General features: G+C 68.1%; 16 protein-coding genes and 1 riboswitch. Of the genes, 9 read left to right on the forward strand and 7 right to left on the reverse strand.

The window, feature by feature from the left end; translation table 11 throughout:
- Window positions 1-219 precede the first annotated feature (219 nt).
- The 3 genes from BMY69_RS01570 to BMY69_RS01580 all read left to right on the forward strand — a co-directional run bounded on the left by BMY69_RS01570 (window position 220) and on the right by BMY69_RS01580 (window position 4,695).
- On the forward strand, window positions 220-3,180 hold the full coding sequence (locus BMY69_RS01570; protein WP_177191043.1) for a bifunctional diguanylate cyclase/phosphodiesterase: 2,961 nt from the start codon (window positions 220-222) through the stop codon (window positions 3,178-3,180).
- A gap of 121 nt (window positions 3,181-3,301) precedes the next feature.
- Window positions 3,302-4,078 carry a dioxygenase family protein gene (locus BMY69_RS01575; RefSeq protein WP_090175092.1) on the forward strand — a complete coding sequence of 259 codons (777 nt, stop codon included), beginning with the start codon at window positions 3,302-3,304 and terminating at the stop codon, window positions 4,076-4,078.
- A 62-nt stretch (window positions 4,079-4,140) separates the two neighbouring features.
- Complete coding sequence (locus BMY69_RS01580) at window positions 4,141-4,695, forward strand: DUF2239 family protein (protein ID WP_090175093.1); 555 nt, start codon at window positions 4,141-4,143, stop codon at window positions 4,693-4,695.
- A gap of 137 nt (window positions 4,696-4,832) precedes the next feature.
- On the opposite strand, the gene BMY69_RS01585 is transcribed toward BMY69_RS01580, so the two are convergent.
- Window positions 4,833-8,018, reverse strand: a complete 3,186-nt coding sequence (locus BMY69_RS01585; RefSeq protein ID WP_090175094.1) for an efflux RND transporter permease subunit — start codon at window positions 8,016-8,018, stop codon at window positions 4,833-4,835.
- A 127-nt stretch (window positions 8,019-8,145) separates the two neighbouring features.
- The gene (locus tag BMY69_RS01590) at window positions 8,146-10,026 is read right to left on the reverse strand and encodes a TonB-dependent receptor domain-containing protein (RefSeq protein WP_090175095.1); all 1,881 of its coding nucleotides are present in this window, start codon (window positions 10,024-10,026) and stop codon (window positions 8,146-8,148) included.
- A 149-nt stretch (window positions 10,027-10,175) separates the two neighbouring features.
- A riboswitch (cobalamin riboswitch) is annotated at window positions 10,176-10,416 on the reverse strand.
- Window positions 10,417-10,763: 347 nt separating this feature from the next.
- Between BMY69_RS01590 and BMY69_RS01595 the strand changes: the two genes are divergently transcribed.
- Window positions 10,764-13,784 carry a TonB-dependent receptor gene (locus tag BMY69_RS01595; RefSeq protein ID WP_090175096.1) on the forward strand — a complete coding sequence of 1,007 codons (3,021 nt, stop codon included), beginning with the start codon at window positions 10,764-10,766 and terminating at the stop codon, window positions 13,782-13,784.
- Window positions 13,785-13,978: 194 nt separating this feature from the next.
- Here BMY69_RS01595 and nagA read toward each other — a convergent pair whose 3' ends face one another.
- The 3 genes from nagA to BMY69_RS01610 all read right to left on the reverse strand — a co-directional run bounded on the left by nagA (window position 13,979) and on the right by BMY69_RS01610 (window position 17,026).
- The gene (nagA, locus tag BMY69_RS01600) at window positions 13,979-15,127 is read right to left on the reverse strand and encodes an N-acetylglucosamine-6-phosphate deacetylase (protein ID WP_090175097.1); all 1,149 of its coding nucleotides are present in this window, start codon (window positions 15,125-15,127) and stop codon (window positions 13,979-13,981) included.
- Between the two features lie 95 nt (window positions 15,128-15,222).
- On the reverse strand, window positions 15,223-16,257 hold the full coding sequence (locus BMY69_RS01605; protein ID WP_090175098.1) for an SIS domain-containing protein: 1,035 nt from the start codon (window positions 16,255-16,257) through the stop codon (window positions 15,223-15,225).
- Between the two features lie 16 nt (window positions 16,258-16,273).
- On the reverse strand, window positions 16,274-17,026 hold the full coding sequence (locus BMY69_RS01610; RefSeq protein ID WP_090059026.1) for a GntR family transcriptional regulator: 753 nt from the start codon (window positions 17,024-17,026) through the stop codon (window positions 16,274-16,276).
- A gap of 233 nt (window positions 17,027-17,259) precedes the next feature.
- Between BMY69_RS01610 and zwf the strand changes: the two genes are divergently transcribed.
- The 5 genes from zwf (at window position 17,260) to BMY69_RS01635 (ending at window position 23,009) form a co-directional block, all read left to right on the forward strand.
- Window positions 17,260-18,732, forward strand: coding sequence for a glucose-6-phosphate dehydrogenase (gene zwf, locus BMY69_RS01615; protein ID WP_254779456.1), 1,473 nt, complete (start codon window positions 17,260-17,262; stop codon window positions 18,730-18,732).
- Window positions 18,729-19,430 carry a 6-phosphogluconolactonase gene (pgl, locus tag BMY69_RS01620; protein ID WP_090059022.1) on the forward strand — a complete coding sequence of 234 codons (702 nt, stop codon included), beginning with the start codon at window positions 18,729-18,731 and terminating at the stop codon, window positions 19,428-19,430. The genes zwf and pgl overlap by 4 nt, the downstream gene beginning before the upstream one ends.
- 127 nt (window positions 19,431-19,557) lie before the next feature.
- On the forward strand, window positions 19,558-21,369 hold the full coding sequence (gene edd, locus BMY69_RS01625) for a phosphogluconate dehydratase (protein ID WP_090175099.1): 1,812 nt from the start codon (window positions 19,558-19,560) through the stop codon (window positions 21,367-21,369).
- Window positions 21,370-21,385: 16 nt separating this feature from the next.
- Complete coding sequence (gene eda / locus BMY69_RS01630) at window positions 21,386-22,036, forward strand: bifunctional 4-hydroxy-2-oxoglutarate aldolase/2-dehydro-3-deoxy-phosphogluconate aldolase (RefSeq protein WP_090059017.1); 651 nt, start codon at window positions 21,386-21,388, stop codon at window positions 22,034-22,036.
- Between the two features lie 121 nt (window positions 22,037-22,157).
- A complete protein-coding gene (locus BMY69_RS01635) occupies window positions 22,158-23,009 on the forward strand; it encodes an EamA family transporter (RefSeq protein ID WP_090175100.1) in 852 nt (283 codons plus the stop codon).
- 16 nt (window positions 23,010-23,025) lie between these two features.
- Here BMY69_RS01635 and BMY69_RS01640 read toward each other — a convergent pair whose 3' ends face one another.
- Together BMY69_RS01640 and BMY69_RS01645 are read right to left on the reverse strand one after the other, a co-directional pair.
- Window positions 23,026-24,060: a LacI family DNA-binding transcriptional regulator gene (locus BMY69_RS01640; RefSeq protein WP_090175101.1), complete on the reverse strand. Its 1,035-nt coding sequence runs from the start codon at window positions 24,058-24,060 to the stop codon at window positions 23,026-23,028.
- A 65-nt stretch (window positions 24,061-24,125) separates the two neighbouring features.
- Complete coding sequence (locus BMY69_RS01645; RefSeq protein ID WP_090059009.1) at window positions 24,126-25,415, reverse strand: sugar MFS transporter; 1,290 nt, start codon at window positions 25,413-25,415, stop codon at window positions 24,126-24,128.
- Window positions 25,416-25,583: the final 168 nt, after the last annotated feature.

Consider the following 25,583-nt stretch of genomic DNA (forward strand, 5'->3'; position numbering starts at 1 on the left):
GTGTTGGGACGTTTGTGAACTGAATCGTTCGGTAAATAGTGTTCAGTCGGCGTGAATAAAGGGGGGGCGGCCAATTATTCGCAACGGCGACCGAGCGCGGCTTGGCCGGACATGCGCTCCTTCACGCATCGCCGTTCAAGGCGGCGGGCGCCATGCCGTTACAGACCCCACGGATTCCGTTCGGGCAGGACGGCCGTCACGGCAGAGGGAACACAGAGGATGGATGGCACGGCGCTCAAGCTGGCGAGTCGGAAGCGCGTGCGCCACGCGCGACTGGCCGTCTGGGCCGTGGCCGTGGCGCTGTCCGTCGGCGTGGTCGCCCTGGTCACGCTGCTGCAGCTCGACGGGTACCGGAGCATGCTCGGCAACGCCCGCCGCCAGCTCTCCGGGTCGGCCTCCGGCACCGTCCGGATGATCGACCAGGACATCGACGCCAGCCTGGGACCGCTGCTCGCGTTGCGTAACGCGGTGGACGGTCCCGAACCCGGCGCCCTGCACGCGCGCCTCGCGGAGGTGCAGGCCCGCCACCCGGAATTACCCGCCTTCGTGGCGCTCGACGCCGACGGCCGCCTCATCGCCTCCACCAGCGTGCCGCTGCTGGACTGGCGCGGGAGCCTCGCCGCCCCTCGGCGCATGGCGCTCGGCGCCAGCGTGCGCGTGCGCATCGCCGACCGCCAAGGCGCGGAGCCACCGGCGATCCGGGTCCTCGTCGATGCGCGCGTTCCGCAGCCGGCCGCGTTCGGCACGCTGATCGACGCCGCGCGCGTGCGCGACGGGATGCGCCATTCGCTGCTCGGGCTCAACGCGTCGATGACCGTCTTCTCGCTCGACGGCCGTCCGTTCGCCACGAATCGCGACGACATCGACGCGCGCTGGACGCGCCCCTTGCCGGCGTCGGGACAGGTCGGACACTACGACGACGACGACCGTCTCTACGCCTGGCAGGCGTCCGCGCGCTATCCGTTCGTCGCGCTGGTCAGCCTCGACCGCAACGGCATCGTCGCCGACTGGATGCGCCAGGCGCGACCGTCGATGCTGGCCACCCTGGCGCTCGTCCTGCTGCTCAACGGCTTCGCCGCGCTGTTCGACCGCGCCTACCGCCGCCAGACGCGCCTCGTCGACGCGTTGTCGCGCAGCGCCCGACATCTCGGCGACGTGCAGCGCACCGGTCACATCGGCCTGTGGGAAGCCGATCTGGTCAACCAGACCATCGCGTGGTCGGGTCTCGTCCACGAGATCACCGGTCTTCCGCCCGAGCGCGTGGGCGGGCGCATCGGCACCTATTACAAGCTGGTGCATCCCGCCGACCAGTCCGACATCGTCGAGTGGCTCCGGCTGTTCTCCCATGGCGACGGGCCTTACGAGTGCGAACATCGCCTGTGCCGGCCGGATGGACGCGAGGTGCGCGTGAACCTGCGCGCGGCGCGGATCACGAACGAGGAAGGTCATTCCATCCTCTCGGGCACGATCAGCGAAATCACGGTGCTGCACGAGACGCGGCAGCGGCTCGAGAACATCGACCGCGACCTCGCGGCCAGCGAGGCGGCCTATCGTCAGCTGCTGGCGCGGATGCCGCTGCCGCTGCTGATCGTTCGCGAAGGCTGCATCGAATACGCGAACCACCTCGCGGAAGAACGGCTCGGCAGCATGGCCGCGCCGCTGGTCGGGCGCCGGGCGGCGAACTTCCTCGATGCCGAGGCGCTCGAAGCGATCGACCGCGGCGCGCCGGAAGGCACCAATGCGACGGCGTGGATCGAGCCCGAATACGGCATGCCCTTCGAAGCGGAACTGGCGCTGTCCGACTACCGCGACCCGCGCGGCCGCGGCACGCTGGCGATCATCCGCGACGTCACGGAGCAGCGGCGCTACGAGGATCGCCTGAACCACCAGGCGACGCACGACGAACTGACCGGCCTGCCCAACCGGCGCGCGCTGCGCGAGCGCCTCGACGCGCTCCTCGTGGAGTCGGTCGCCGCGGGGACGGGCCTCATGGTGATGTTCATCGACCTCGACCACTTCAAGGTGATCAACGACGCGCTCGGTCACGTGCTGGGCGACCAGGTGCTGCGCGACATCAGCCTGCGCCTCGGCGACGTGCTCGGCGCGCAGGGCCACGTGGGCCGCTTCGGCGGCGACGAGTTCGTCGCGATGGTGCCCTTCGACGAGTCCCCGGTGAAGGCCGTCGAGATCCTCCCCCGGCTGCAGCGCGCGATCGAGGAGCCGCTCGCGGTCGACGGCACGCTGCAGCGCCTGAAGTGCAGCATCGGCGTCGCGTTCGCGACGCGCGACGGCGCCGACGCGGATACGCTCATCCGCAACGCCGACACCGCGATGTACGACGCGAAGCGCTCGGGCCGGCACGCTTGGCGCTGCTATTCCGCGGAGATGCATGCCACGGCGATGGCGCGCCTGAACGTGCTGACGCGGCTGTCGGAAGCCAACCTCGACAACGAACTCGCGCTCGCGTGGCAGACGCAGCACGACGGTGCCGACGGCACGGTCACCGGCGTCGAGGTGCTCCTGCGCTGGCCCTCGGCGCCGGGCGACCTGCTCGGCAACGAACGCCTCGTGCCGCTGCTCGAGGAAACGGGCGCGATCGTGCCGATCGGCCAGTGGGTGCTGCGCGAGGCCTGCCGGCAGCAGCGGCTGGTGCTCGAGACGCTCGGCCAGCACTGCCGCATCGCGGTGAACGTCTCCGCGCAGCAGCTGGTGCATACCGACCTCGCGGCGGAAGTCCGGCGCATCCTGGACGAGACGGGCGCGCGCGCGTCGGCGCTCGAGCTGGAGCTCACCGAAAGCGCCTTCATGCACGAGCCCGAGCGCGCCATCCGCACCTTGCACGAGCTACGCGCGATGGGCGTGACCATCGCGCTCGACGATTTCGGCACCGGCTACTCCAACCTCACGTATCTGTCGCGCCTCCCGCTGGACAAGATCAAGATCGACCGGCACTTCACGGCGCGCATCGAAGAAGACCACTTCGACACCGCGATCTGCCGCTCCATCGTCTTCCTCGCGCGCAACCTCGACCTGCACGTGGTGGCCGAGGGTGTCGAAACCGAAAGGCAGCGGCGCTGGCTGCTCGACGAGGCGTGCGTCGCGATGCAGGGCTATTTCTTCTCCCGGCCCGTGCCGGTCGAGCAGCTCGGGCGCGACAGGCAGGTCGATCGGGTGACCTAGGCGAGCTGGCGCGTCGTTCGCCTGATGCGCCAATCCGTTCTCCGCACGGCGATTTATCGCCGACCGTCGCGCGCCTACATTGAACGGGTGGCATCAGGCCTCGTCCCCCGGTGATTTCCCCATGTTCCGCGCCCCCGCGATCTTCGTCTCCCACGGTGCCCCGACCTTCGCGCTGGAGCCCGGCCTGCTCGGCTCCCGCCTCACCGACCTCGGCGAGCGCATCGCGGCCGCGTCGGCCATCGTCGTCGTGTCGCCGCATTGGCAGACCTGCGGCGTGCGTGTGACCGGGGCGGAGCGTCCGCCGACCATCCACGACTTCGGCGGCTTTCCCCCGCCGCTGTATTCGCTGACCTACCCGTCGCCCGGCGCCCCCGGGCTCGCGGCGGAAACGGCCTCGCTGCTGATCGACGGTGGCTTCGTGGCGATGGTCGACGCCGAGCGCGGCTACGACCATGGCGCCTGGGTGCCCCTGCGCTACCTGCGGCCCGACGCGGACACGCCGGTCATCCAGGTATCCATGCCGCACAACCTCGACGCGGCCACCGCGTTGCGCCTGGGCCGGACGCTGGCACCCTTGCGCGATCGCGGCGTGGCGATCGTGGGCTCAGGCAGCCTCACGCACAACCTCCATGAAGTGCGCCGCGACGGCGATGTCGCCGATTACGCGCGCGCCTTCGCCGCATGGAGCCGCAAGGCCGTGTTGGAAGACGACGTCGATGCGCTGCGCGATTACCGCAGCGTGGCGCCGAGCGCGATCCGCGCCCATCCCACCGAGGAACACTACCTCCCGCTGCTGGTCGCCCGCGGCGCGGCGGGCAACGACACGCCCGTGGCGATCGATGGCGGCATCACGTACGGGGTGCTGTCGATGGATTCGTATGCGTGGGGCGTCTCGTAGCTCGTCATAAATTTACCCGGAACTTATTGCGTCCGATATTTAACCCGGGTAATATGTGAGGCATGGCTACTTACACCGCTTTTCATCACCACACCCGCATCGCCGCGGGCTCCCTGATCGCCGTCGCCGAGCGCTGCAAGGCGTTCCTCGACGCCGATCCGAACGGGATGCCCATCGTCTACGACGACGCCACCGGCCGACCCGTCGACATCGATTACCGCGGCAGCACCCATGACGTGCTGGCGCGCCTGGCTGCCGCCGAGCCGGCGACCCGGCGCGGACCGGGACGGCCGAAGCTGGGCGTCGTGGCGCGTGAGGTCACCCTGCTGCCGAGGCACTGGGACTGGCTGGCGGCGCAGCCGGGCGGTGCCTCCGTGGCGCTGCGCAAGCTCGTCGAGGCCGCCCGTCGCGAGACCGGCGCCGCGGACGAGGTCCGTCAGGCGAGCGAGGCGGTGGACCGTGTGATGCTCGCGCTCGCTGGCGATCTACCGGGGTACGAGGAGGCGTCGCGGGCGTTCCATCGTGGCGAGGTCGGCCGCTTCGACGAACTGACGGAGGCGTGGCCAGTGGACGTGAGGGATTACGTGCGGAGCGTGGCGGCCCGGGTGGCACTGTAGGAATTCGGCGGTTCGGCGTCACTTGCCGTCGGCCCGCTGTCGCGGAATCGCCGATGCGATCGGCTCCCGCCCTTTTCGCCCGCTACCGGAGGGTGGGAGCCGATCGTATCGGCGATGGGTCCGCGAGAACGCCGCGCTCAGGCCTCGCTCGGCACGAGCTTTCCGATGCCCTTGTCGCGCGCCTTGCGGATCTTCTGCCACCGCTTGTACCGACGCTTCAGCATGCGGCGGTACTTGCGCTCCTTCCGGTCGTGGTTCCAGAGGTAGATCGCCGGGGTGCTCAGCAGCGTGAGCAGCTGCGAGACCAGCAGGCCGCCGACGATCGCGATGCCCAGCGGCCGGCGCATCTCGGAGCCCACGCCGAAGCCGATGGCCAGCGGCAACGCCGCGCCCATCGCCACCAGCGTGGTCATCGTGATCGGGCGGAAGCGCACCAGCGCCGCCTGGCGGATGGCCTCCACCGGCGACATGCCCTGCTCGCGTTGCGCGACGAGCGCGAAGTCGACCATCAGGATCGCGTTCTTCTTCACGATGCCGATCAGGAGGAGCACGGAGATGATCGCCATCAACGTGAGCTGCGTCTGCGTCACCAGCATCGCGAGGAACGCGCCGGCGCCCGCCGCCGGCAGCGTGGAAATGATCGTCAGGGGATGTCCGAGGCTCTCGTAGAGGATGCCCAGCACGATGTACACGGCGACGATCGCGCCGATCAGCAGCACCATGCCGTTCGACTGGGCGTCACGAATACGCTGGTTGGCGCCCGTGAAGTCCATGCGGATCCCCGGGGGTAGCTGGATCATGTGCACCGCCTGCTCCACCAGCGCGTTGCCGCGATCCGGCGTGACCTTGGGCGCGAGGTTGTAGGTGATGTCCGCCGATTCCAGCTGGTTCTGGTGCGTCACGGAGTTCGGCACCGCCACCGGGGCGATCTTCGCCACGGCGGACAGCGGAATCATCTTGCCCGCCTGGTTCTTCACGTAGGTGTTGAGCAGCGCCTCGGGGCTGATCGTCTGCGCGGCGGCGGCCGTGAGCACCACCCAGTACTGGTTGATGTCCGAATAGATGATGGACACCTGGCGCTGACCGAACGCGTTGAACAGCGCCGAATCGATGTCGCCCATGCCGACGAGCAGGCGCGAGGCCGCGTCGCGATCGACCTTCACCATCTGCTGCTTGCCGACGGTGTCGAAATCGCTGCCGACGTCGCGGAACTCCTTCATCGTGCGCATCTGCCGCACGAGCTTCAGCGCCCACGGCTGCAGGTTCTCGCCGCTGGTGCTGATCAGCTGGAACGAGTACTGGCCGCGATTGCTGTTGCCTCCGCCGCCGCCGAGGAACTGCACCGGATTCATGAAGACCTGCACATCGGAGATCTTCGCGTACTCCTTGCCCATCCGCTCGATGATCTCCTTCATCGATTCGCGCCGTTCGCCCGGCCCGCTGCCCTTGGGCTTCAGATCGACGAACATCATGCCGTTGCTGCCGACCGCGCCGCCGTTGTCGCCGCCGAGGATGGTGGTGACGTCCGCGACGGTGGCATCGGCCTGCATCATGTCGCCGACGCGCTTCAGGCGCCGCGCCATCTCGTCCGGCGAAATGTTCGCATCCGCGTTGATCTCCGCCTGCAACATGCCCGTGTCTTCCTCGGGCATGAAGTTGCCGCCGGCGGTCTTCACCACCGCGATGGCGAGCAGGACGGTGGCGATGAGCAGGAACAACGGCTGCCAGCGCATCAGGCGCCGATGGCGCATCGCCCAGTCGAGTCCGCGCTGATAGAACGCGAGGAATCCGCGATCGAAGCGCTCCAGCGCGATTTCCCAGCGTCCGGGCTGGCGGTCGGGGCGGTCGTGCTTGAGGTAATGCGCGCAGAGCGCGGGCGTCAGCGTCAACGACACTACGGCCGAGATCAGCACCGCCGCGGCGAGCGTCACGGAGAACTCGCGCAGCAGCTTGGTGATCATGTTGTTGCCGAACAGCAGCGGCGCGAACACCGCGACGAGCGACAGCGTGATCGACACCACGGTGAAACCGATCTCGCGCACGCCTTCGAGCGCGGCATCCATCGGCTTCGCCCCGTTCTCCATGTGGCGGACGATGTTCTCGATGACCACGATGGCGTCGTCGACCACGAAGCCGATGCAGAGCACCAGCGCCATCAGCGACATCGTGTTCAGCGTATAGCCCAGCGACCACATGATGACGAACGCACCGGCGAGCGAGAGCGGCACGCTCAGCGTCGCGATCAGCGTCGGTCCCACGCGACGCAGGAACACCATCATCACCAGCACCACCATCACGATGCTGATCAGCAGGGCCACCTTGACCTCGTGCAACGCCGACTGCGTCGTCTGCGTCAGGTCGAAGATCGGCGTGACCTGCGCATCGGCGGGCAGCAGCGAGCGGAAACGCGGCAGCGCCGCGCGGATGGCTTCGGCCGTGGCGATGGAGTTGGCTTCCGGCCGCTTGCTGATCTGCATGGTCACGGAGCGCTCGCCCTGGAACCACGCCTTCTGGTACTGGTCCTGCTGGCCGCTGTAGACCTTCGCGATGTCGGACAGGCGCACGGGGATGCCGTTGCGCACGGAGATCAGGATGTTGCCGAAGTCCGACGGGTTGCGCAGGCCGTCGTTCGCCACGACGGTCATCTGGCTGTTGCCGTCGGAGAGCACGCCCTGGGGCGAGGTGACGTTGGCGGCGTGCAGCGCGTTGGACACGTCGTTGGTCGTCAGCCCCTTCGCCGACAGCGCGTTCGTGTCCAGCTCGATGCGCACCGCATGCGGCGTGCCGCCGAACACCTGCACGCGCGAGACGCCCTCGATCTGCGCCACGGACGGCGCGATCAGCGTATCGACGACATCGTAGAGCTTGTCGGGCGGCATCGTCTTCGACGTCATCGCCACGAGCAGCACAGGGATCTGGCCGGTGTCGAACTTGAAGTACTGCGGCGGCGTCGGCATGCCCGCCGGCAGGTCGGCCGCGGCGGCGTTGATCGCGGCCTGGACGTCGCGGGCCGCGGCGTCGGTCGAGCGATCGAGGTTGAAGCGCACCCGCACGAACCCGGCGTTCTCCGAGCTGTTCGAGTACATCTGGTCGACGCCGGGGATCTGCCCCAGGTGGCGCTCGAGGGGCGCGATGACCGTGGAGGCCATCGTCTGCGCGTTGGCGCCCGGCATCTGGACGCTGACGAACACCGCCGGCACCTCGATCGACGGCAGGGCCGCCACGCCGAGGAGCATGTATGCGATGGCGCCGGCCAGCGTCAGGCCCGCCGCGAGCAGCGAGGTGCCGATGGGCCGGCGGATGAATGGTGCGAAAAAGTTCACGACACTTCCTGTGATCGCGGGAAGACACCCCGCGCCCGCGAACTTTATGACTTCATGCGCGTTTCGTCGCGTGTGCCTTTAGTGGGGCCCCTGCCGGAAGGCAGGGGTGCCCCGTTCGGGTTCGGTCTCAACGCACCGGCGAATAGCGGACCGTCAGGTAATACGTCCGCCCGAGCTGGTTGTAGTACGACGCGGTCTCGTAGCGCTTGTCGGCCACGTTGGCGACCCGGCCCTGCACGCTCCACGCCGTGTCCAGGTGCCAGGTCGCGCGCAGGTCGGCCGTCGCGTAGCCGCCGAGACGGCGGGTGTTGGCCGCGTCGTCGTAGCTGTAGCCGGCCGAGTACACCGAACCGCCGACGGTGACGGGACCGAGGTCCTTGTCGAGGTCGGCGCGCGCGATGCGGCGCGGGCGGCGGGCGAGCAGGTTGTCCTTCTGGACGCCGTCGTCCCGGTTCTCCGGCTGCTGGAACGTCAGGTAGCCGCGCACGTGCCAGCCGTCGACATCGGCGCCGACCTGGCCCTCGAGGCCGCGGATGCGCGCCTTGCTCACGTTGATCGGGAGGAAGTTCGCGTCGAAGCCGATCAGGTCGTCGACCGTGGTCTGGTAGGCGTTGACGGCCCAGTTCCACACGCCGGGACGGGCGGACAGGCCGATCTCCGCGGTCCGCGACTTCTCCGGCTTCAGGTCGACCGGCGCGCCGTACGGGTAGAACTCGTCGTTGAAGGTCGGCGCATGGAAAGCCGTGCCGTACGAGGCCGTGACCTTCATGCCGTTGTCGAAGCGGAAGCCGTACGCCGCCGAGCCGGTGGTGTGGTTGCCGAACTGCGTGTTGTGGTCGTGGCGCGCCGAGAGCTGGATCTCGTGAGGCCCGAACACGCCCTGGTAGAGGGCGAACACGCCCGTGTTGTTACGGGTGTCCTTGAGGTAATCCGTATCGCTCTTGAGCTTTTCCTGCTGGTAGTCGACGCCGACCGAGAGCGTCTGGTCCTTCGCCAGCGTGAAGTCGTTCTGCCAGGTGGCCTGGTTGCGCTTCGAATACAGATAACCCACGCGCGCCTTGTCGACACCGTAATCGACGAAGTCGAGCGTCTTGTCCGCGCCGTCGAGGTAATTGTCCGCGCGGTCCTGGTTCTGGCCGAGGCTCAGCGACATGCGCCAGTCGGCCATCGCATCGAAGGCGAGCTTCGCGCCGGCCACCTGCTGCGAGCGACGGGTGAAGTTCTGGAAGTCGCCGTCGTATTCGATGTCGCCCTTGCTGCGCAGCCAGCTGCCCGTCAACTCGGTGCCATCGTCCCAGCGGTAGCCGCCCGAGAGCGCGCCGTTGTACGTGCGGTAGGCGTCGTGGTCGGGCTCGTCGGTGAAGCAGCCCTGGAACGCCGTGCCCGCGCCGATGCGGCAGGCATTGATGCCCGAGGTGTACTGGCCGCCGAGGCTGGCGTTGTACCAGGCGTGTTGCGTGCCGCCGGAGATCCCGACCTGTCCCGCCGTGTAACCGTGGCTGCCGCCGGTGACGGAGAGCGACGGTGTCGGCGCTTCGCCGGCCTGCCCGCGACGGGTGAAGATCTGGATGACGCCGCCGATGGCGTCGGAGCCATAGAGCGACGAACGCGGCCCGCGGACGACCTCGATGCGGTCGATCTGGTCGACCGGCAGCTGCTCGTAGGCGGGCAGGCCCGCACCCACGGTACCGACGCGGACACCATCGACGAGTACCAGCGTGTGCGCGGAGTTCGTGCCACGCATGAACAACGAGGTCTGCTGGCCGATGCCGCCGGTGTTGGCCACGTTGACCCCCGGCAGGCCCGTGAGCAGATCGCGCAGCTCGACCGGCTGCAGGCGCTCGATGTCCTCGCGCGTGATCACGGTGACCGGTGCGAGCACGTCGTCCACCGGCGTCGGCGCGCGGTTGGCGGTCACCACCACGGCATCGAGCTGATCGGGGGTGTCCGCGGCGTGCGCCATGGCGATGGACGACAGCAGGGCCGTCGCGAGCAGGGTCTTCTTCATGGAACCGTCTTCCTCCGCCGCGTGACGCGGCCATACGAAAGGTCGCGCGAGGAGGACGGGCAGCGAACGGCGAACGGGAGGGAAGACCCGGCGGCTGTCCGGATCCGCCCTCCGCGAATCGACCGAAACAGGAGCGCCCGCCAGACAAGGGGCGGGTCGCTTCATCGGGCCGGTCTCCGGACTCGCGCGTGCCAGGACTGGCCGGAACCGGTGCCTTCCCGCTTTCGCAGTGGCGCATGACCGGTTCCACGGGGCCCCTGACCGGGACCAGCCGTCGACGCTTACCGTTGCGGGGGCAGTGCCGGCCTTGCCACGAACGACGTGGCGCACCGGCTTCCCGTTTCATCCCCTGGCCGACGCCAGCGGGACACCCGAACGGCGCGGATGCTACCGCGCAGGGCCCCGAAAGTCACTGCGCCCGATCGGTGGCAGCGGAGCTGGCCGCGATTCACGTAACCGATTACGTGGCGCCCGCAGCTAACACGTAACATGTTGACTCGAAACGATTTCGCTTGAATGTTCTTAACATGCACTTGACCATCGCAAAATGCTTCGATTACAACCGTAACAGATTGCCGTAAGGGGCGATTTGTTACGCCACGGGGAGAACGCGTCCCGGCGGCTGGATTTCCCGGGAGGGGAACAGGCTGGCGAGACGTGGTTTACGGCGATCGAGAACAACGTCCGGTCCGCGCTTTGTGACCGGCTTTTTCTTGCGGTTTCCTGGGGAGACAAACATGCAACGTTCCGACTATCGCGCCGTAGCGATCCGCCGTTCCGCCCTCTGTTCAGCCCTCGCACTCTGCTTCGCGAGCGGTGCCGTCCTGGCCCAGTCCAATGCGTCGGGTGTCGTGTTCGGCCGCGTCGCGCAGGCCGACGGTTCCGTCGTCCACGTGCGCAACCTCGATACCGGCGTCACCCGCGACATCACCGTCGACGCCGACGGCCGTTACCGCGCCACGTCGCTGCCGGTCGGCAGGTACAGCGTTTCGCTCGAGCGCGGCGGCACCGTCGTCGAGACGCGCGACAACGTGCAGGTCAATATCGGTGGCGGCGTGGACGTGTCGTTCGGCACGTCCGTGGCCAGCAGCACCGAGGCGCAGAACCTCGAGGGCGTGCAGGTCACCGGGACGGCACTGCCGGCCATCGACGTCTCGTCGGTGGACTCACGCACGGTGCTCACCGCCCAGCAGTTGCAGAAGATCCCCATCGCCCGTGACGTGACCGCCGCCGCGCTGTTGGCACCTGGTGTCGTCGCCGGCGATGCGCGCTACGGCAACGTGGCTTCGTTCGGGGGTTCGTCCGCCTCGGAAAACCAGTACTACATCAACGGCTACTCGGTCACGAACGCCCTCACCGGCCTTGGCTTCGTCAGCCTGCCCTTCGATGCGATCGACCAGCAGCAGATCTTCACCGGCGGCTACGGCGCGGAATACGGCCGCTCGACCGGTGGCGTGATCAATATCGTCACCAAGCGCGGCGGTAACGAGTGGAAGGCCGGTCTCGGTCTCTACGTTACCCCGCAGGGCCTGCGGCAGACGCCGCGCAGCATCTACCGAGAAGACGGCACGCTGTGGCAGAACCGTCGCCGCAACAAGAGCACCGACGTCCAGTACACCGGCTACATCAGTGGACCGCTGATCAAGGACAAGCTCTTCCTCTACGCCGCGGGTGACTTCACGCGTTCGGATAGCCGCAACACCAGCAGCATCGTCGCGCCGCAGCGCACATACCAGGAAGCCAAGGCCACCAAGTGGCTGGCAAAGATCGACTGGAATATCACCGACAACCACCTGCTCGAAGTCACCGGCTTCGGCGACAAGAACAACGTCGATCGCAGCGTGTATGCGTACGACTACGACGTCAAGGCGCGCGGTGGCTATATCGGCACCGACAACCTGAAGAACTTCGATGCGCTCGCGGGCGCGGCACCGGGCGGCGACGTGTACGTTGGCAAGTACACCGGCTATATCACAGACAACCTGACCATCAACGCCCTGTACGGCCACAGCAAGACGGTGCACGAACGCAACCTGGCATACGCCAGCAACGCGAACTGTCCGTGGATCCTCGACAACCGTGGCCTGCCCAGCGAGCAGATTACGGGATGCGGCCTGGTCAACGGCACCGTGCTCGGCAAGGGTGCGGAAGACAAGACGCATGGCTGGCGCTTCGACGTCGAGTACATCGCCGGCGACCACGACCTGCGCGCGGGTGTCGATAACCAGACGCTCGAATCGTATTCCGGCAACGTCTACGAGGGCGGCTACCGCTGGATTTACGGCCCGGCCGGTGACATCCCGAGCCGCGGCATCGTCCGTCCGCCGGGCGTCGATTACTATGCGCAGAAGCGGCTGTTCCTCACCGGCGCCAGCGTGAAGGTCGAGCAGGAAGCCCAGTTCATCGAGGACAAGTGGCAGATCACCGACCGCTGGCTCGCTTCGATCGGCCTCCGCAACGAGCAGTTCAAGAACATCAACGGCGACGGCCAGACGTACGTCAAGCAGCGCCACCAGCTTGCCCCGCGACTGGGCCTGACCTGGGACGTCTTCGGCGATTCGACGTTCAAGATCTACGGCAACGCGGGCCGCTACCATCTGGCGATCCCGTCGAACGTGGCCATCCGCGGCGCATCCGCCTCGACGTACTATTCGGAGTACTACACCTACACCGGCGTGGCCGCGAACGGCGAGCCGACCGGTATCCAGCAGATCGGCACGCGCGCTTACCTCAATGGCGAGGACGGCACGCCGCTCAACCCGAAGACGATCGCGTCGCAGGGCATCGACGCGTACTATCAGGACGAATACATCCTGGGCTTCGACAAGGCTATCAACGCCAACTGGAGCTTCGGCGCCAAGGCCACGCTGCGCAAGCTGAAGAGCTCGATCGACGACTTCTGCGATTCCCGTCCGTTCGAGAAATACGCCGCCCGCAACGGCATCGATCTCACCAACGCGTCGATCCCCGGCTGCTACCTGTTCAATCCGGGCAAGTCGAACACCTTCCTCGTCGACATCGACAGCCAGGGCACCCTGGTGCCGTTCGCGCTCACGAAGGACGACTTCACGTCGCCGGAAGGCGTGGCGTTCCCGGACCTCAAGCGCAAGTACTACTCGCTGGAGCTCTACCTCGAGCACCAGCTCGCCGATAACTGGTACGCACGCGTCGACTACACATTCTCGCGCAGCTACGGCAACTCGGAAGGTCAGCTGAAGTCCGACATCGGCCAGGTCGATCCGTCGGTGACGCAGGACTGGGACGCCCCCGAGATCATGCAGTATTCGAACGGCCCCTTGCCCAACGACCGCACGCACCAGCTGAAAGCGTACGGCTATTGGCAGGCGACCCCCGAGTGGCTGATCGGCGCCAACGTCGCGATGGCGACGGGCCGTCCGAAGAACTGCCTCGGCCAGGATCCGGTCGACGCGATCCAGTACGGCGCATCGTACTTCGAGTGCGGATTCCAGCCGGCGCCGCGCGGCTCGCAGGGTCGACTGCCGTGGACCTGGAGCCTCGATCTCAACGCGGAATACCGGCCGACGTGGGCGGGTGCGAACCAGCCGCTCGCCTTCACCGCCGCGGTCTTCAACGTCGCAGGCAAACAGCGCACGGTCGCCCAGATCGACACGGGCGAGCTCGACACCGTCGACGACGCGACGGGCCTCCCCGCCGTCAACCCGGATTACCGCCGCCCGGTCGCGTACCAATCGCCGCGGTACTTCCGCCTCGGCGTACGTTACGACTTCTCGCTCTGAGCGACGTGACAACACGCGCCCGGACGACGTATCCGGGCGCGTTTACGAAGGATGATTCCCCAGATTGGCCGGCGCGGAGCGCCGGCTTTTTTATGGGCCGACGAAAGACATCGCCGATGCGATCGGCTCCCACCCTTCGGTCGGCCGACTACCGGAGGAGTGGGAGCCGATCGTATCGGCGATGGATGCTGGCGTCACGCGGTATGGACGCGTACGCCGCCGATCCAGGTTTCCGCCACGTGCTGCGTTTCGTCGAGCACGACGAAGTCGGCGCGGAAGCCGGCGGCGATGTGACCGTGCGTGGCGCCGAGACCCAGGAAGGCGGCGGGATAGGTCGAGGCCATGCGGGCGGCTTCGTCGTACGGCACGCCGACCATGTTCACCGTGTTGCGCACGGCGGTGGCCATGTCGAGCGCGGAGCCCGCGAGCGTGCCGTCGGCCGTCTGGCAGACGCCGTCGCGGACCGTGATCGTCTCGCCCTTGAGCACGAAGCTCGGGTTGTCCGAACCGACCGGCGGCATCGCGTCCGTCACCAGCATCATCTTCTCGCGCGCCTTCGCGGCGATCGCGACGCGCAGCGACGCGGGATGCACGTGGTGACCGTCGACGATCAGGCCGCACCAGCTCGCGGCGTCTTCGAGCGCGGCACCCACCACGCCGGGTTCGCGGCTGGTGAACGGCGTCATGGCGTTGAACAGATGCGTGAAGCCGCGCACGCCGGCGGCGAGCGCGCGACGGGTGACTTCGTAATCGGCGGCCGTGTGGCCGGCCGCGACGATCACGCCGTTGTCGACCAGCTGCGCGAGTACCTCGGCCGATGCGCGTTCCGGCGCGAGCGTCAGCAACGTCACGCCACCGTGGCGGCCGGCGACCATCGCGACATCGGCGGCGCCGGCGATACGGAACTTCGCCGGATCGTGCACGCCCTTGCGCTCCGGCGCGATGAACGGGCCTTCGAGATGGATGCCGAGCACGCCCGGAACGCCCTGTTCGACGGCGGCTTTCACGGCGTCGATGGCCTTCGCCATCACATCGGCGTCGTCGCTGATCAGCGTGGGCAGGAAGCCCGTGGTGCCGAACTTCGCATGCGCCTCGCCGATCGTGCGAATGGTCTCGACGGTCGGCGCGTCGTTGAACAGCACGCCGCCGCCGCCGTTGACCTGGCAGTCGATGAAGCCGGGCAGCAGGGTGCGGCCGCCGAGGTCGTGGCGTTCCGCCGCGCGCACGCGCGGATCGGAGGGCAGGGCGAGACCGGTGATGGTGTCACCGTCGATCAGCACGGCGAAACCGCCCTGGAATCCGTTGTCGGTGAGAACGCGGCCGTTGACGAGGGCGGTGGTCATGGGGGATGGGCCTTTTGCGGGGGGGCGGGCTTTTCTTGGAGGTGGGAGATGGGGGATGGGGGTTGCCGCCCCCGCCTCCCGTCGCCCATCTCCCGCTACACCGTCTCGGTGACCTTGTTCAGGTGCGGCGGCACGTCGGGGTTGAAGCCGCGTTTCAGCGCGAGCGCGGCGGTGGCGCGGTAAAAACTCTGCACGGTGACGAGCGGCGCGTTGATCGGCGCGGTGGCCACCAGCGGAAGCACGCCCTCGCCCGTGGCGCCCGGCGCGGCGATCCACACCTTCGCGCCGCGCTTGCGGAACTCGGCGGCCACGTCGAGCACGCCGGGCAGCGTGTCGTCGTTCTGCGCGAAGAAGAGCACGGGGAACTCCGGGCCGACGAGGGCCATCGGACCGTGCTTCACTTCCGCGGAGCTGAAGGCCTCGGCGTGCAGGCCGGAGGTTTCCTTGAACTTCAGCGCGGCTTCGAGCGCCGCCGCGAAGCCGAATCCGCGGCCCACGACGAACAGGTTGTGCGCGTCGACGAGGCCTTCGGTGAGCGCGCTCCAGTCGGCGTCCCAGCCCTGGCGCAGCTGCGCGGGCAACGCGGAGAGCGCTTCGCCGATCGCGGCGCTGCCGCTCCAGCGCGCGGCGATGTGCAGGATCGCGGCGAGCGCGCCTAGGTAGCTCTTGGTCGCCGCCACGCTCTTTTCGGGGCCGGCGTGCAGCGGCACGACGACATCCGCGATGGCGGCCAGCGGCGAATCGACGACGTTGACGAGTGCGACCACCAGCGCGCCGGCCTTCTTCGCGGCCTCGGCGTTGCGCACCAGGTCGGGACTCTTGCCGGACTGCGACACGGCGACGTACAGCGCGCCCTGGAGGTTCTGCTTCGCGTGGTAGATCGAGGTGACCGACGGCGAGGCCGACGCGGTGACGACGCCCAGCTGCGTCTCGAACACGTACTTCGCGTACATGGCGGCGTGGTCGGAGCTGCCGCGCGCGCAGGTGATGATCATGCGCGGCGGGTTCGCGCGCAGGCGCTCGGCCAGGGCCGTGACGACCGCCTCGTTGAGCGCGAGCTGCCGCTCGACGACCTCCGCCGTCTCGTGCGCTTCGCGGAACATCAGGGTGTCGTGCGGATGGATCGTCATGGGATGGTCGTGCCCGTCAGTCGCTCTGCAGTTCCGCGACGAAGTCGTAGATGTCGCCGCGATACCAGGAGCAGGTGAATTCGACGATGCGTCCGTCGTCGAGGAAGCTGCGCCGCTCGATGTTGAGGCCGGCGCTGCCGGCACCGAGGCGAAGCAGGCGAGTCTGCGCCGGCCCGAGGACCACGGCGCGCAGGCGCTGCAACGCGCGCAGCGGCCGGTTGCCGAGCTTGTCGAGCGCTTCGTAGAGCGAATCCTCCACGAGGCCCGGATCGGGCAGGAGATCGAGCGGGACGGCGCTGCGCTCGATGGCGAGCGGCTCGTCCCCGGCGTAGCGCAGACGGTGCAGGCGCACCACCTGCGTGCCCGGCGAGAGATTCATCGCCATGGCTTCCTCGGGCGTGACCTCGCCGATCGCCCTTTCGAAGAACTCCGATCGCGGGTTCAGCCCGCGGGCCCGGAGATCCTCGGTGAAGCTGGTCATGCGCGAGAGCGGCTTGACGATGCGCTCGGAGACGAAGGTGCCCGCGCCGTGGCGCTGGGTCAGCAGGCCGTCTTCTACCAGGCCGCCGATGGCCTTGCGCACCGTGACCCGCGACAGGGTGAGGGCCCTGGCCAGATCGCGTTCGCTCGGTAGGGCGTGGCCGACCTGGACCTCGCCGTTCTCGATCACGTTGCGGATCGCGCGGCGCAGGCGCATGTACGCCAGCGGCTGCCGGACGGCCGGGTCGTTGTGCAGACGCTGGTATTCGGCGACGAGGGCGCTTTCCATGCCGCGAAGATACCAATCCCCGACCACTGGGGCAAGCAGATGCAACCCCGGCCATACCAGCCGGCCATTCAAACGGTCGTTTGCACGATCTAAATGCACTGTGCAAACGTTTGCGGTGCAGCATGTGGTTTCGAACGGCGGCGAATGGTCGCGTCCAGTGGTACGGGGCTGGTACGTCCTGGTATGTCACTGGTACGATCCGGAGGCATCCGTTCCTGTGTGAGGCCATCGTCGTGAGCGCTCCCCTCCTTCCGATCGAACCGTTTGATCTGGTCATCTTCGGCGGCACCGGCGACCTCGCCGTGCGCAAGCTGCTCCCTGCCATGTACCACCGCTTCGCCGACGGCCAGATCCAGGCGTCGAGCCGCATCATCGGCGTGGCGCGCGAGGGTCTGGACGACGCGGCGTATCGCGAGCAGGTCCGCGCCGCGGTCGAAAAGGGTGTTTCGCACGTCGTCCCGGCCCAGCTCGACGCGTTCATCGCGATGATCGGCTATCGCTCGCTCGACGCCCGCAAGGCCGACGGCTGGGACGAGTTCGCCGCGCTGATGGCCGAGAAGGCCGACCACATCCGGGTCTTCTACCTCTCGACGTCGCCGGACATCTTCACCGACATCTGCCAGCGCCTGGGTTCGCTGGGCATGAACGGCGAACGCTCGCGCGTGGTGCTCGAGAAGCCGATCGGCCGCGATCTCGAGAGCGCGAACGCGATCAACGACGCCGTCGCCCGCGTCTTCAGCGAATCGCAGACCTATCGCATCGATCATTACCTCGGCAAGGAGACGGTGCAGAACCTGCTGGCGCTGCGCTTCGGCAACGCGCTGTTCGAGCCGCTGTGGAACGCGCAGCACATCGACCACGTGCAGATCACCGTCGCCGAAACGGTCGGCGTCGGCCATCGCGCCGGTTACTACGATCGCGCCGGCGCGCTGCGCGACATGGTGCAGAACCACATCCTGCAGCTGCTGTGCATGCTCGCCATGGAGCCGCCTTCGTCGCTGGCGCCGGACGCCGTGCGCGACGAGAAGCTCAAGGTGCTGCGTTCGCTGCGCCCGATCGACGCCCGTAACGCGGCCCAGCTCACGGTGCGCGGCCAGTACCGCGCCGGCGCCGCCGAGGGCCAGGGCGTGCCGGGCTATTCCGACGAGCTCGGCAGCGACCAGTCCCGTACCGAAACCTTCGTCGCCCTCAAGGCGGAGATCGGTAACTGGCGCTGGGCGGGCGTGCCGTTCTACCTGCGTACCGGCAAGCGGCTCCCGAGCCGCGTGTCGGAAATCGTGGTGACGTTCCGCCAGCTGCCGCATTCCATCTTCGATCCGACCAGCGGCCCGCTGCTGCCCAACCGCCTGACGCTGCGCCTGCAGCCGGACGAGGGCGTGAAGCTGTGGCTGACGATCAAGCATCCGGGACCGGGCGGACTGCGCCTGCGCCACGTGCCGCTCGACATGAGCTTCGCGGCGGCGTTCGGCGTGCAGCAGCCCGACGCCTACGAGCGGCTCATCCTCGACGTCGTGCGTGGCAATCCGACCCTGTTCATGCGTCGCGACGAGGTCGAGGCGGCATGGAAGTGGGCCGGCCCCATCCTCGACGCGTGGGAAGCCAGCGGCGACACGCCGAAGCCGTATACCGCGGGCACCTGGGGTCCGAGCGCCGCCGTGGCGCTCATCGAACGCGATGGCCGTACCTGGGCCGAGGATGCCGCATGAACGCCAAGATCGAACGCCATGAATTCACCGACAAGCTGTCGCTCGCCGACCAGCTCGCGCGCGACGTCGCCGCGAAGCTGAAGCAGGCCATCGATGCGCGAGGCAAGGCCACGCTCGCCGTCTCCGGCGGCAGCACGCCGAAGATGATGTTCGCCGTGCTCGCCGAGCAGGAGATCGACTGGTCGAAGGTCGCCATCACGCTCGTCGACGAGCGCTGGGTCGACGTCGACAGCGAGCGTTCCAACGCTCGCCTGGTGGCGGCCCACCTGCTCCACCACGAGGCCCACGCGGCCACGTTCCTGCCGCTGTTCGACAAGGCGCACGCGGACGACGTGGACAAGGCGCTGGGCGCGGTTGGCGCGCGCGTCGACGCGCTGGGCCTGCCGTTCGATGTCGTGATCCTCGGCATGGGTGGCGACGGGCATACCGCGTCGTTCTTCCCCGGCGGCGACAACCTCGCGGAGGCGCTCGATCCGAAGGGCACGAAGACGGTGCTGTCGATGCGCGCGCCGGACGCCGGCGAGCCGCGCATCACGCTGACGCTGCCGAAGGTGCTCGATACGCGCGCGCTCTACGTGCATATCGAAGGCGCCGACAAGAAGGACATCCTCGCGAAAGCCGAGGCCGGCGAGGATTACCCCATCGGTGCCGTGCTGAAGAACGCGAAGGGCCCGGTCGAGGTCTACTGGGCGCCGTAACCACCCATGCCTTACCGCCGCGCGGGACACGCGCGGCAACGGGTCGTCCCGGCGCCGTGCCGGCGATCCACCCGACAGTCCCGTGCCGGCGCGGCGCGGGGCGCGGTCAAAGCCTCAGGAACATGCCATGACCACCCATCCCATCCTCGCCGAGGTGACCCGGCGCATCGTGGAGCGTAGCCGCGAATCCCGTGCCGCGTACCTCGCCAAGATCGACGCCGCGCGCGGCAAGGGCGCGAAGCGCCATCACCTCTCGTGCGGCAACCTCGCGCACGGCTTCGCCGCATGCGCCGAGAAGGACAAGGACGCGCTGCGCAACGGCCACGCCGCGAACATCGCGATCGTCACGTCGTACAACGACATGCTTTCGGCGCACCAGCCTTACGAGCGCTATCCGGAGCTGATCCGGCGCACGGCGCGCGACTTCGGCGCTACCGCGCAGGTCGCCGGCGGCGTGCCCGCGATGTGCGACGGCGTCACGCAGGGCCGTCCGGGCATGGAGCTGTCGCTGTTCTCGCGCGACCTCATCGCCATGGCCACCGCGGTGTCGCTCTCGCACGACATGTACGAAGGCGCGTTGTACCTCGGCATCTGCGACAAGATCGTGCCGGGCATGCTGATCGGCGCGCTCAGCTTCGGTCACCTCGCGTCCGCGTTCGTGCCGTCGGGCCCGATGCCGTCGGGCATTCCGAACGAGGAGAAGTCGAAGGTCCGCCAGGCGTTCGCCGCGGGCAAGGCCACGCGCGCGGAACTGCTCGAGGCGGAAGCGCGTTCGTACCACGGCTCGGGCACCTGCACGTTCTACGGCACGGCGAACTCCAACCAGATGCTGATGGAGATCATGGGGCTGCACCTTCCGGGTGCGAGCTTCGAGGCGCCGGATACGCCGCTGCGCGACGCGCTGACGCGCGCGACGGTCGAGCGCGTGCTCGCCATCGACTCGCTCGGCGACCAGTACCTGCCGCTCGGCCACATCGTCGACGAGCGCTCGGTCGTCAACGGCGTCGTCGGCCTGCACGCCACCGGCGGCTCCACGAATCATCTGCTGCACCTCGTCGCCATCGCGCGCGCCGCCGGCGTGGAACTGCGCTGGGACGACTTCGACGCGCTTTCCGCGGTGGTGCCCCTGCTCGCACGGGTCTATCCGAACGGCTATGCCGACGTGAACCATTTCCACGAGGCCGGCGGCATGGGCTTCCTGATGGACCAGTTGCTCGACGCGGGCCTGCTGCACGCCGACGTCAACACGATCATGGGTCCGGGCCTGCACCACTATCGCAACGCGCCGTCGCTGGAGGGCGATACGCTGGTGTGGAAGCCGGTATCGAAGGAGAGCGGCAACCGTGGCGTGCTGCGCTCGATCGCGGAGCCGTTCCGCCAGGACGGCGGCCTGCGCATGCTCAAGGGTAACGTCGGCCGCGGCGTCATCAAGGTGTCGTCGGTGCCGGAAGACCGCATGGTCGTCGAGGCGCCGGCCATCGTGTTCGACGAGCAGGACGACGTGAAGGCCGCTTTCGACCGCGGCGAGCTGGATCGCGACTTCGTCGCGGTCGTGCGCTTCCAGGGTCCGCGCGCTCGCGGCATGCCCGAGCTGCACAAGCTCACGCCGACGCTCAGCCTCCTGCAGGACCGCGGCCACCGCGTCGCGCTGGTGACCGATGGACGCATGTCCGGCGCGTCGGGCCGCGTGCCCGCGGCCATCCACGTCACGCCCGAAGCCGAAGCGGGCGGCCCGATCGCGCGCATCCGCACGGGCGACCTCGTCCGCCTAGACGCGAACGAGGGCACGATCGAGGTGCTCGTCGACGCCGACGAATGGAACAGCCGCATCCCCGACAACGTCGACCTGGCCGTGCACCACACGGGCATGGGCCGCGAACTCTTCGCCATGTTCCGCCAGTCCGCCGTCACGGCCGACCTCGGTGCGGGCGTCTTCTGATCCACCGGAGTAGCAGATGAGCAACGAAGCAAAGCAGCAGCGCGTCGAATCCACCCTGCGCCTCGCGCCGGTCGTCCCCGTCGTGATCATCGAGGACGCGTCGAAGGCCGTGGGCATGGCGCGCGCGCTCGTCGCCGGCGGTATCCCGGCCATCGAGGTGACGCTGCGCACGCCTGCCGCGCTGGACGCCGTGCGCGCGATCGCCGCGGAAGTGGAAGGCGCGTTTGTCGGCGTGGGCACCGTGCTCACCGCGCGCGACCTCGACAACGCGCTCAAGGCCGGCGCGAAGTTCGCCGTGTCGCCGGGCAGCGCGCCGCGCCTGCTCGATGCCGCCGACGACTCCGAACTCCCGCTGCTGCCGGGCGCCGCCACCTCCAGCGAGGCGATGGAACTGCTCGAGCGTGGGTACCGTTTCCAGAAGTTCTTTCCGGCCGTTCCCGCCGGCGGCGCGAAGCTGATCGGCGCCTGGGCCAGCCCCCTGCCGCAGATCCGTTTCTGCCCGACCGGCGGCATCAGCCTCGCCAACGCCGGCGATTTCCTCAGCCTGCCGAACGTCGCCTGCGTCGGCGGCTCGTGGCTCACCCCCGCGGACAAGCTCGCGTCGTCGGACTGGGCGGGTATCGAGGCGCTGGCGCGCGAAGCCGCGCAGCTGCCGCGCAAGGGCTGAACAGTCGCTATGATCGACTCCCGTCCTTCCGGAGGGTGGGAGCCGATCGTAGCGGCGATTGGCGCGTGAGGGCCCATGATCCTGTGTCATTCTCGCGACCTTCGACACTCTCTACGCCGCCATGACCTACATCCTCCTCGCGGTCGCCTTCAGCGTGACCGTCTCGGTGCTGCTCAAGCTCGCCCGGCGCGCCAACGTCGACATCGTGCAGGCCGTCGCGACGAACTACGTCGTCGCCGCGGCGCTCGCCGCGCTGCTGCTGGGCGCGACGCCGCGCGCCGCGATCGACGCCCGCGCCACCTGGGCACCGCTCGTCCTGCTCGGCGTGCTGCTCCCCGCGATCTTCCTGGTACTCGCGCGCTCCGTGCGCAGCGCGGGCATCGTGCGGACGGACGTGGCGCAACGGCTTTCGCTGTTTGTTTCGCTGTTCGCCGCCTTCGCGTTCCTCGGTGACACGCTGACCGGGACGAAGCTCGTCGGCATCCTGCTGGCGCTGGTCGCCGTCGCGTGCGTGCTGTGGCGCAAGGATCGCGGCACGGCCGCGCAAGGCGGCTTGCTCGCGCCGCTGGCCGTGTTCGCGGGGTTCGGCGCCATCGACATCAGCTTCAAGCTCGTCGCGCAGGCGGGCGCGCCGTTCGCCAGCGCGCTGCTCGCTTCCTTCCTGATCGCGATGGTGCTCTGCTGGATCGCCGTGATCGTGCGTGCCGCCATGGGCACGGCGCCCGTCGCGATGCGCAGCATCGGCTTCGGCGCGCTGCTCGGCGTCGCCAACTTCGCCAACATCCTGTTCTACGTGCGTGGCCACCAGGCCCTGCCCGATTCGCCGTCGCTGGTGTTCGCGGCGATGAACGTCGGCGTCGTGGTGCTCGGCGCGCTGGTCGGCGCGCTCGGCTTTCGCGAGAAGCTCTCGTGGCTGAACTGGCTCGGCCTCGCCATCGCCATCGCGGCGATCGGCGTGATGACCACGGCGTAAGCGACGCGACGCTCGGCTAGCTCTGGAGCCGCCGCGGCGCCGTCGAGCCGCGCACGACGAGATCGGGGCTGAAGCCCTCGTTCTCGATGATGTGGTGGTCGCCCTCGCGTTCGATCTCCGCGATCAGTCGCTGCGCGGCGTGACGGCCGATCTCCTCGGTGTTCTGCCGCGCGGTCGTGAGCGCGGGCCACGACTGCTTCGAGAACGGGCTGTCCTCGAAGCCGGCGATCGAGAGTTCCCACGGCACGTCGACACCGCCCGAACGCGCGGCGGCGAGCACGCCGGCGGCGATCTCGTCGTTCGAACCGAAGATGGCCGTCGGCGGCTCCTTCAGCGCGAGCAGCTTGCGCGCGCCGCGGAATCCGTCGTCGAAGGAATAGTCGCCCTCGACCACCAGTCGCTTGTCGACGGCGATGCCATAGGCGCGCAGCGCGTCTTCGTAGCCTTTGTAGCGCTCCGGGCTGGAACGATGCTCCTTGCCGCCCCAGAGGAAGCCGATGCGCTGGTGACCCAGCTGGATCAGGTGTTCGGTGATCGCGTAGGCCGCGTCGCGGTCGTCGACGAAGACGCAGGGCCAGCCGTCCTTCGGATCCTGCCGCGCGGAAATGATCCGCACGAAGGGCACCTTCTGTTCAGTCAGCGCGGCAAGCAGCGCCGGTTGCTCGGACATCGGCGGACAGAGCACGAGCCCGGCCAGCCGGTTGCGCCGCACGAGGTCGCCGAGCTGGTCCGCCAGGCGCGCCGCCGAGGCGTCGCAGGGATGGATCTGGAGGCCGAAACCGCGCTCGCGGCACACCGAGAGCACGCCGTTCTGCATCGCGATGACGTAATGGGCGTTCGGGTTGTCGTAGACCAGGCCCAGCGCGTACGTGCGCTGGCTGCGCAGGCTCCGCGCCGCCTGGTCGGGCTGGTAGTCGAGCGCTTCGATCGCGCGCTGTACCCGGTCGCGCGTCCGCGCGTGCACGGATGGCTCGTGGTTGATGACGCGGGAGACGGTCTTGAGCGACACGCCGGCCCGCTCGGCCACGTCCTTGATGGTAGGACTACGCAATCTGATCGACCCCTCGATGGCGGAACGGCCATCCTAGCGGATGGCCGTCGCGGCGCGAATACGGTTCACTTCTTCAGGTGCTGCCCGATCCGGTGCCCGACGGCGCCGTAGAAGAGGATGTACAGATAGCAGACCGCCATGATCACCAGGAACACGGCCTGGAAATTGTAGACCTGCTTCAGGTGGGCGAAGACCAGCGGCACGATGGCGCCACCCGCGATACCCATGATGAGGAACGCGGAGCCGAACTCGGTCAGGCGCCCGAGGCCCTTGATCGCGAGCGGAAAGATCGCCGGCCACATCATGGCGTTGGCGAAGCCGAGCGCGGCCACGAAGGCCACCGAGGTGTAGCCGGTGGTCACGTAGGTGCCGATGGAGAAGAGCACGCCGAGCACCGCCGAGATCGCGAGGTAGGTGTGCTGGGAGACGAACTTCGGGATAAGCACGAGGCCGGCCACGTAGCCGAGCAGCATCGCGAAGAGCGTGTAGGAGGTGAAGTGCTTGGTGTCTTCCGGCGTCATGCCGAAGCCCTGGCCGTAGGTGCCGATCGCATCGCCGGCCATCACTTCCACGCCCACGTACACGAACAGGCAGAGCACGCCGAGCCACAGGTGCGGGAAGCTGAAGAGGCTGCCCTTGTCGTGGCCGATGGCGCGCTCGGAGTTGTCGTGCGACGCGCGGATTTCCGGCAGCGACGAACGCACGACCCAGACGGCCAGCACGACCAGCAGGCCGGCCATCACCATGTACGGCATGTGCACCTTCGCCGCGAACGCGTTGAGCAGGGCCTCGCGCTCCACCGGATCGGTGGCCGCCGCGATCTGCTTGTCGAACGTGCCGATGTTGCTCATCACCACCGCGCCGAACACGAACGGGGCGAGGAAGCCGGCGGCCTTGTTGCAGATGCCCATGAAGGCGATGCGCTGCGCCGCGCTGTCGATCGGGCCCAGGATGGAGATGTACGGGTTGGAGGCCGTCTGCAGCAGCGACAGGCCCGCGCCGATGACGAACAGGCCCGTGAGCGCGCCGGGATAGACGCGCATCGTCACGAACTGGCCGAACATCACGGCGCCGATGGCCATGACGAAGAGTCCGAGTCCCATGCCCTTCTTCATGCCCGTCTTCTTCAGGATGAACGACGAGGGCAGGGCGAGGAAGAAGTACGAGAGGTAGAACGCGCTGGGCACCAGGAAGGCGCCGACGTCGTCGAGGTCGAAGGCGAGCTTGACGAAGGTGATCAGCGGGCCGTTCAGCCACGTCACGAAGCCGAAGATGAAGAACAGCACGCCGATGATGATCATCGGGATCAGGCTGGAATGACGCGTCTCGTCGACGCCAACCACTGTGGATGACATGGATGGTTTCCCTCTGGATGAATGTCGCATCGATGACGGCGGCACCGCCGGATGCTCCCCGATTTGTCCCTTTATCGACCTGCATGCACAACGTTGTCAATCGCCCCGGCGAGCCCGCCCATGACCTGTGGCATGGCGCGCCACTTTCGATGCCGCGCCGCGTCAAGC

Origin of the sequence: Luteibacter sp. UNC138MFCol5.1 (genome assembly GCF_900110505.1) — a bacterium.
Taxonomy (GTDB): Bacteria; Pseudomonadota; Gammaproteobacteria; order Xanthomonadales; family Rhodanobacteraceae; genus Luteibacter.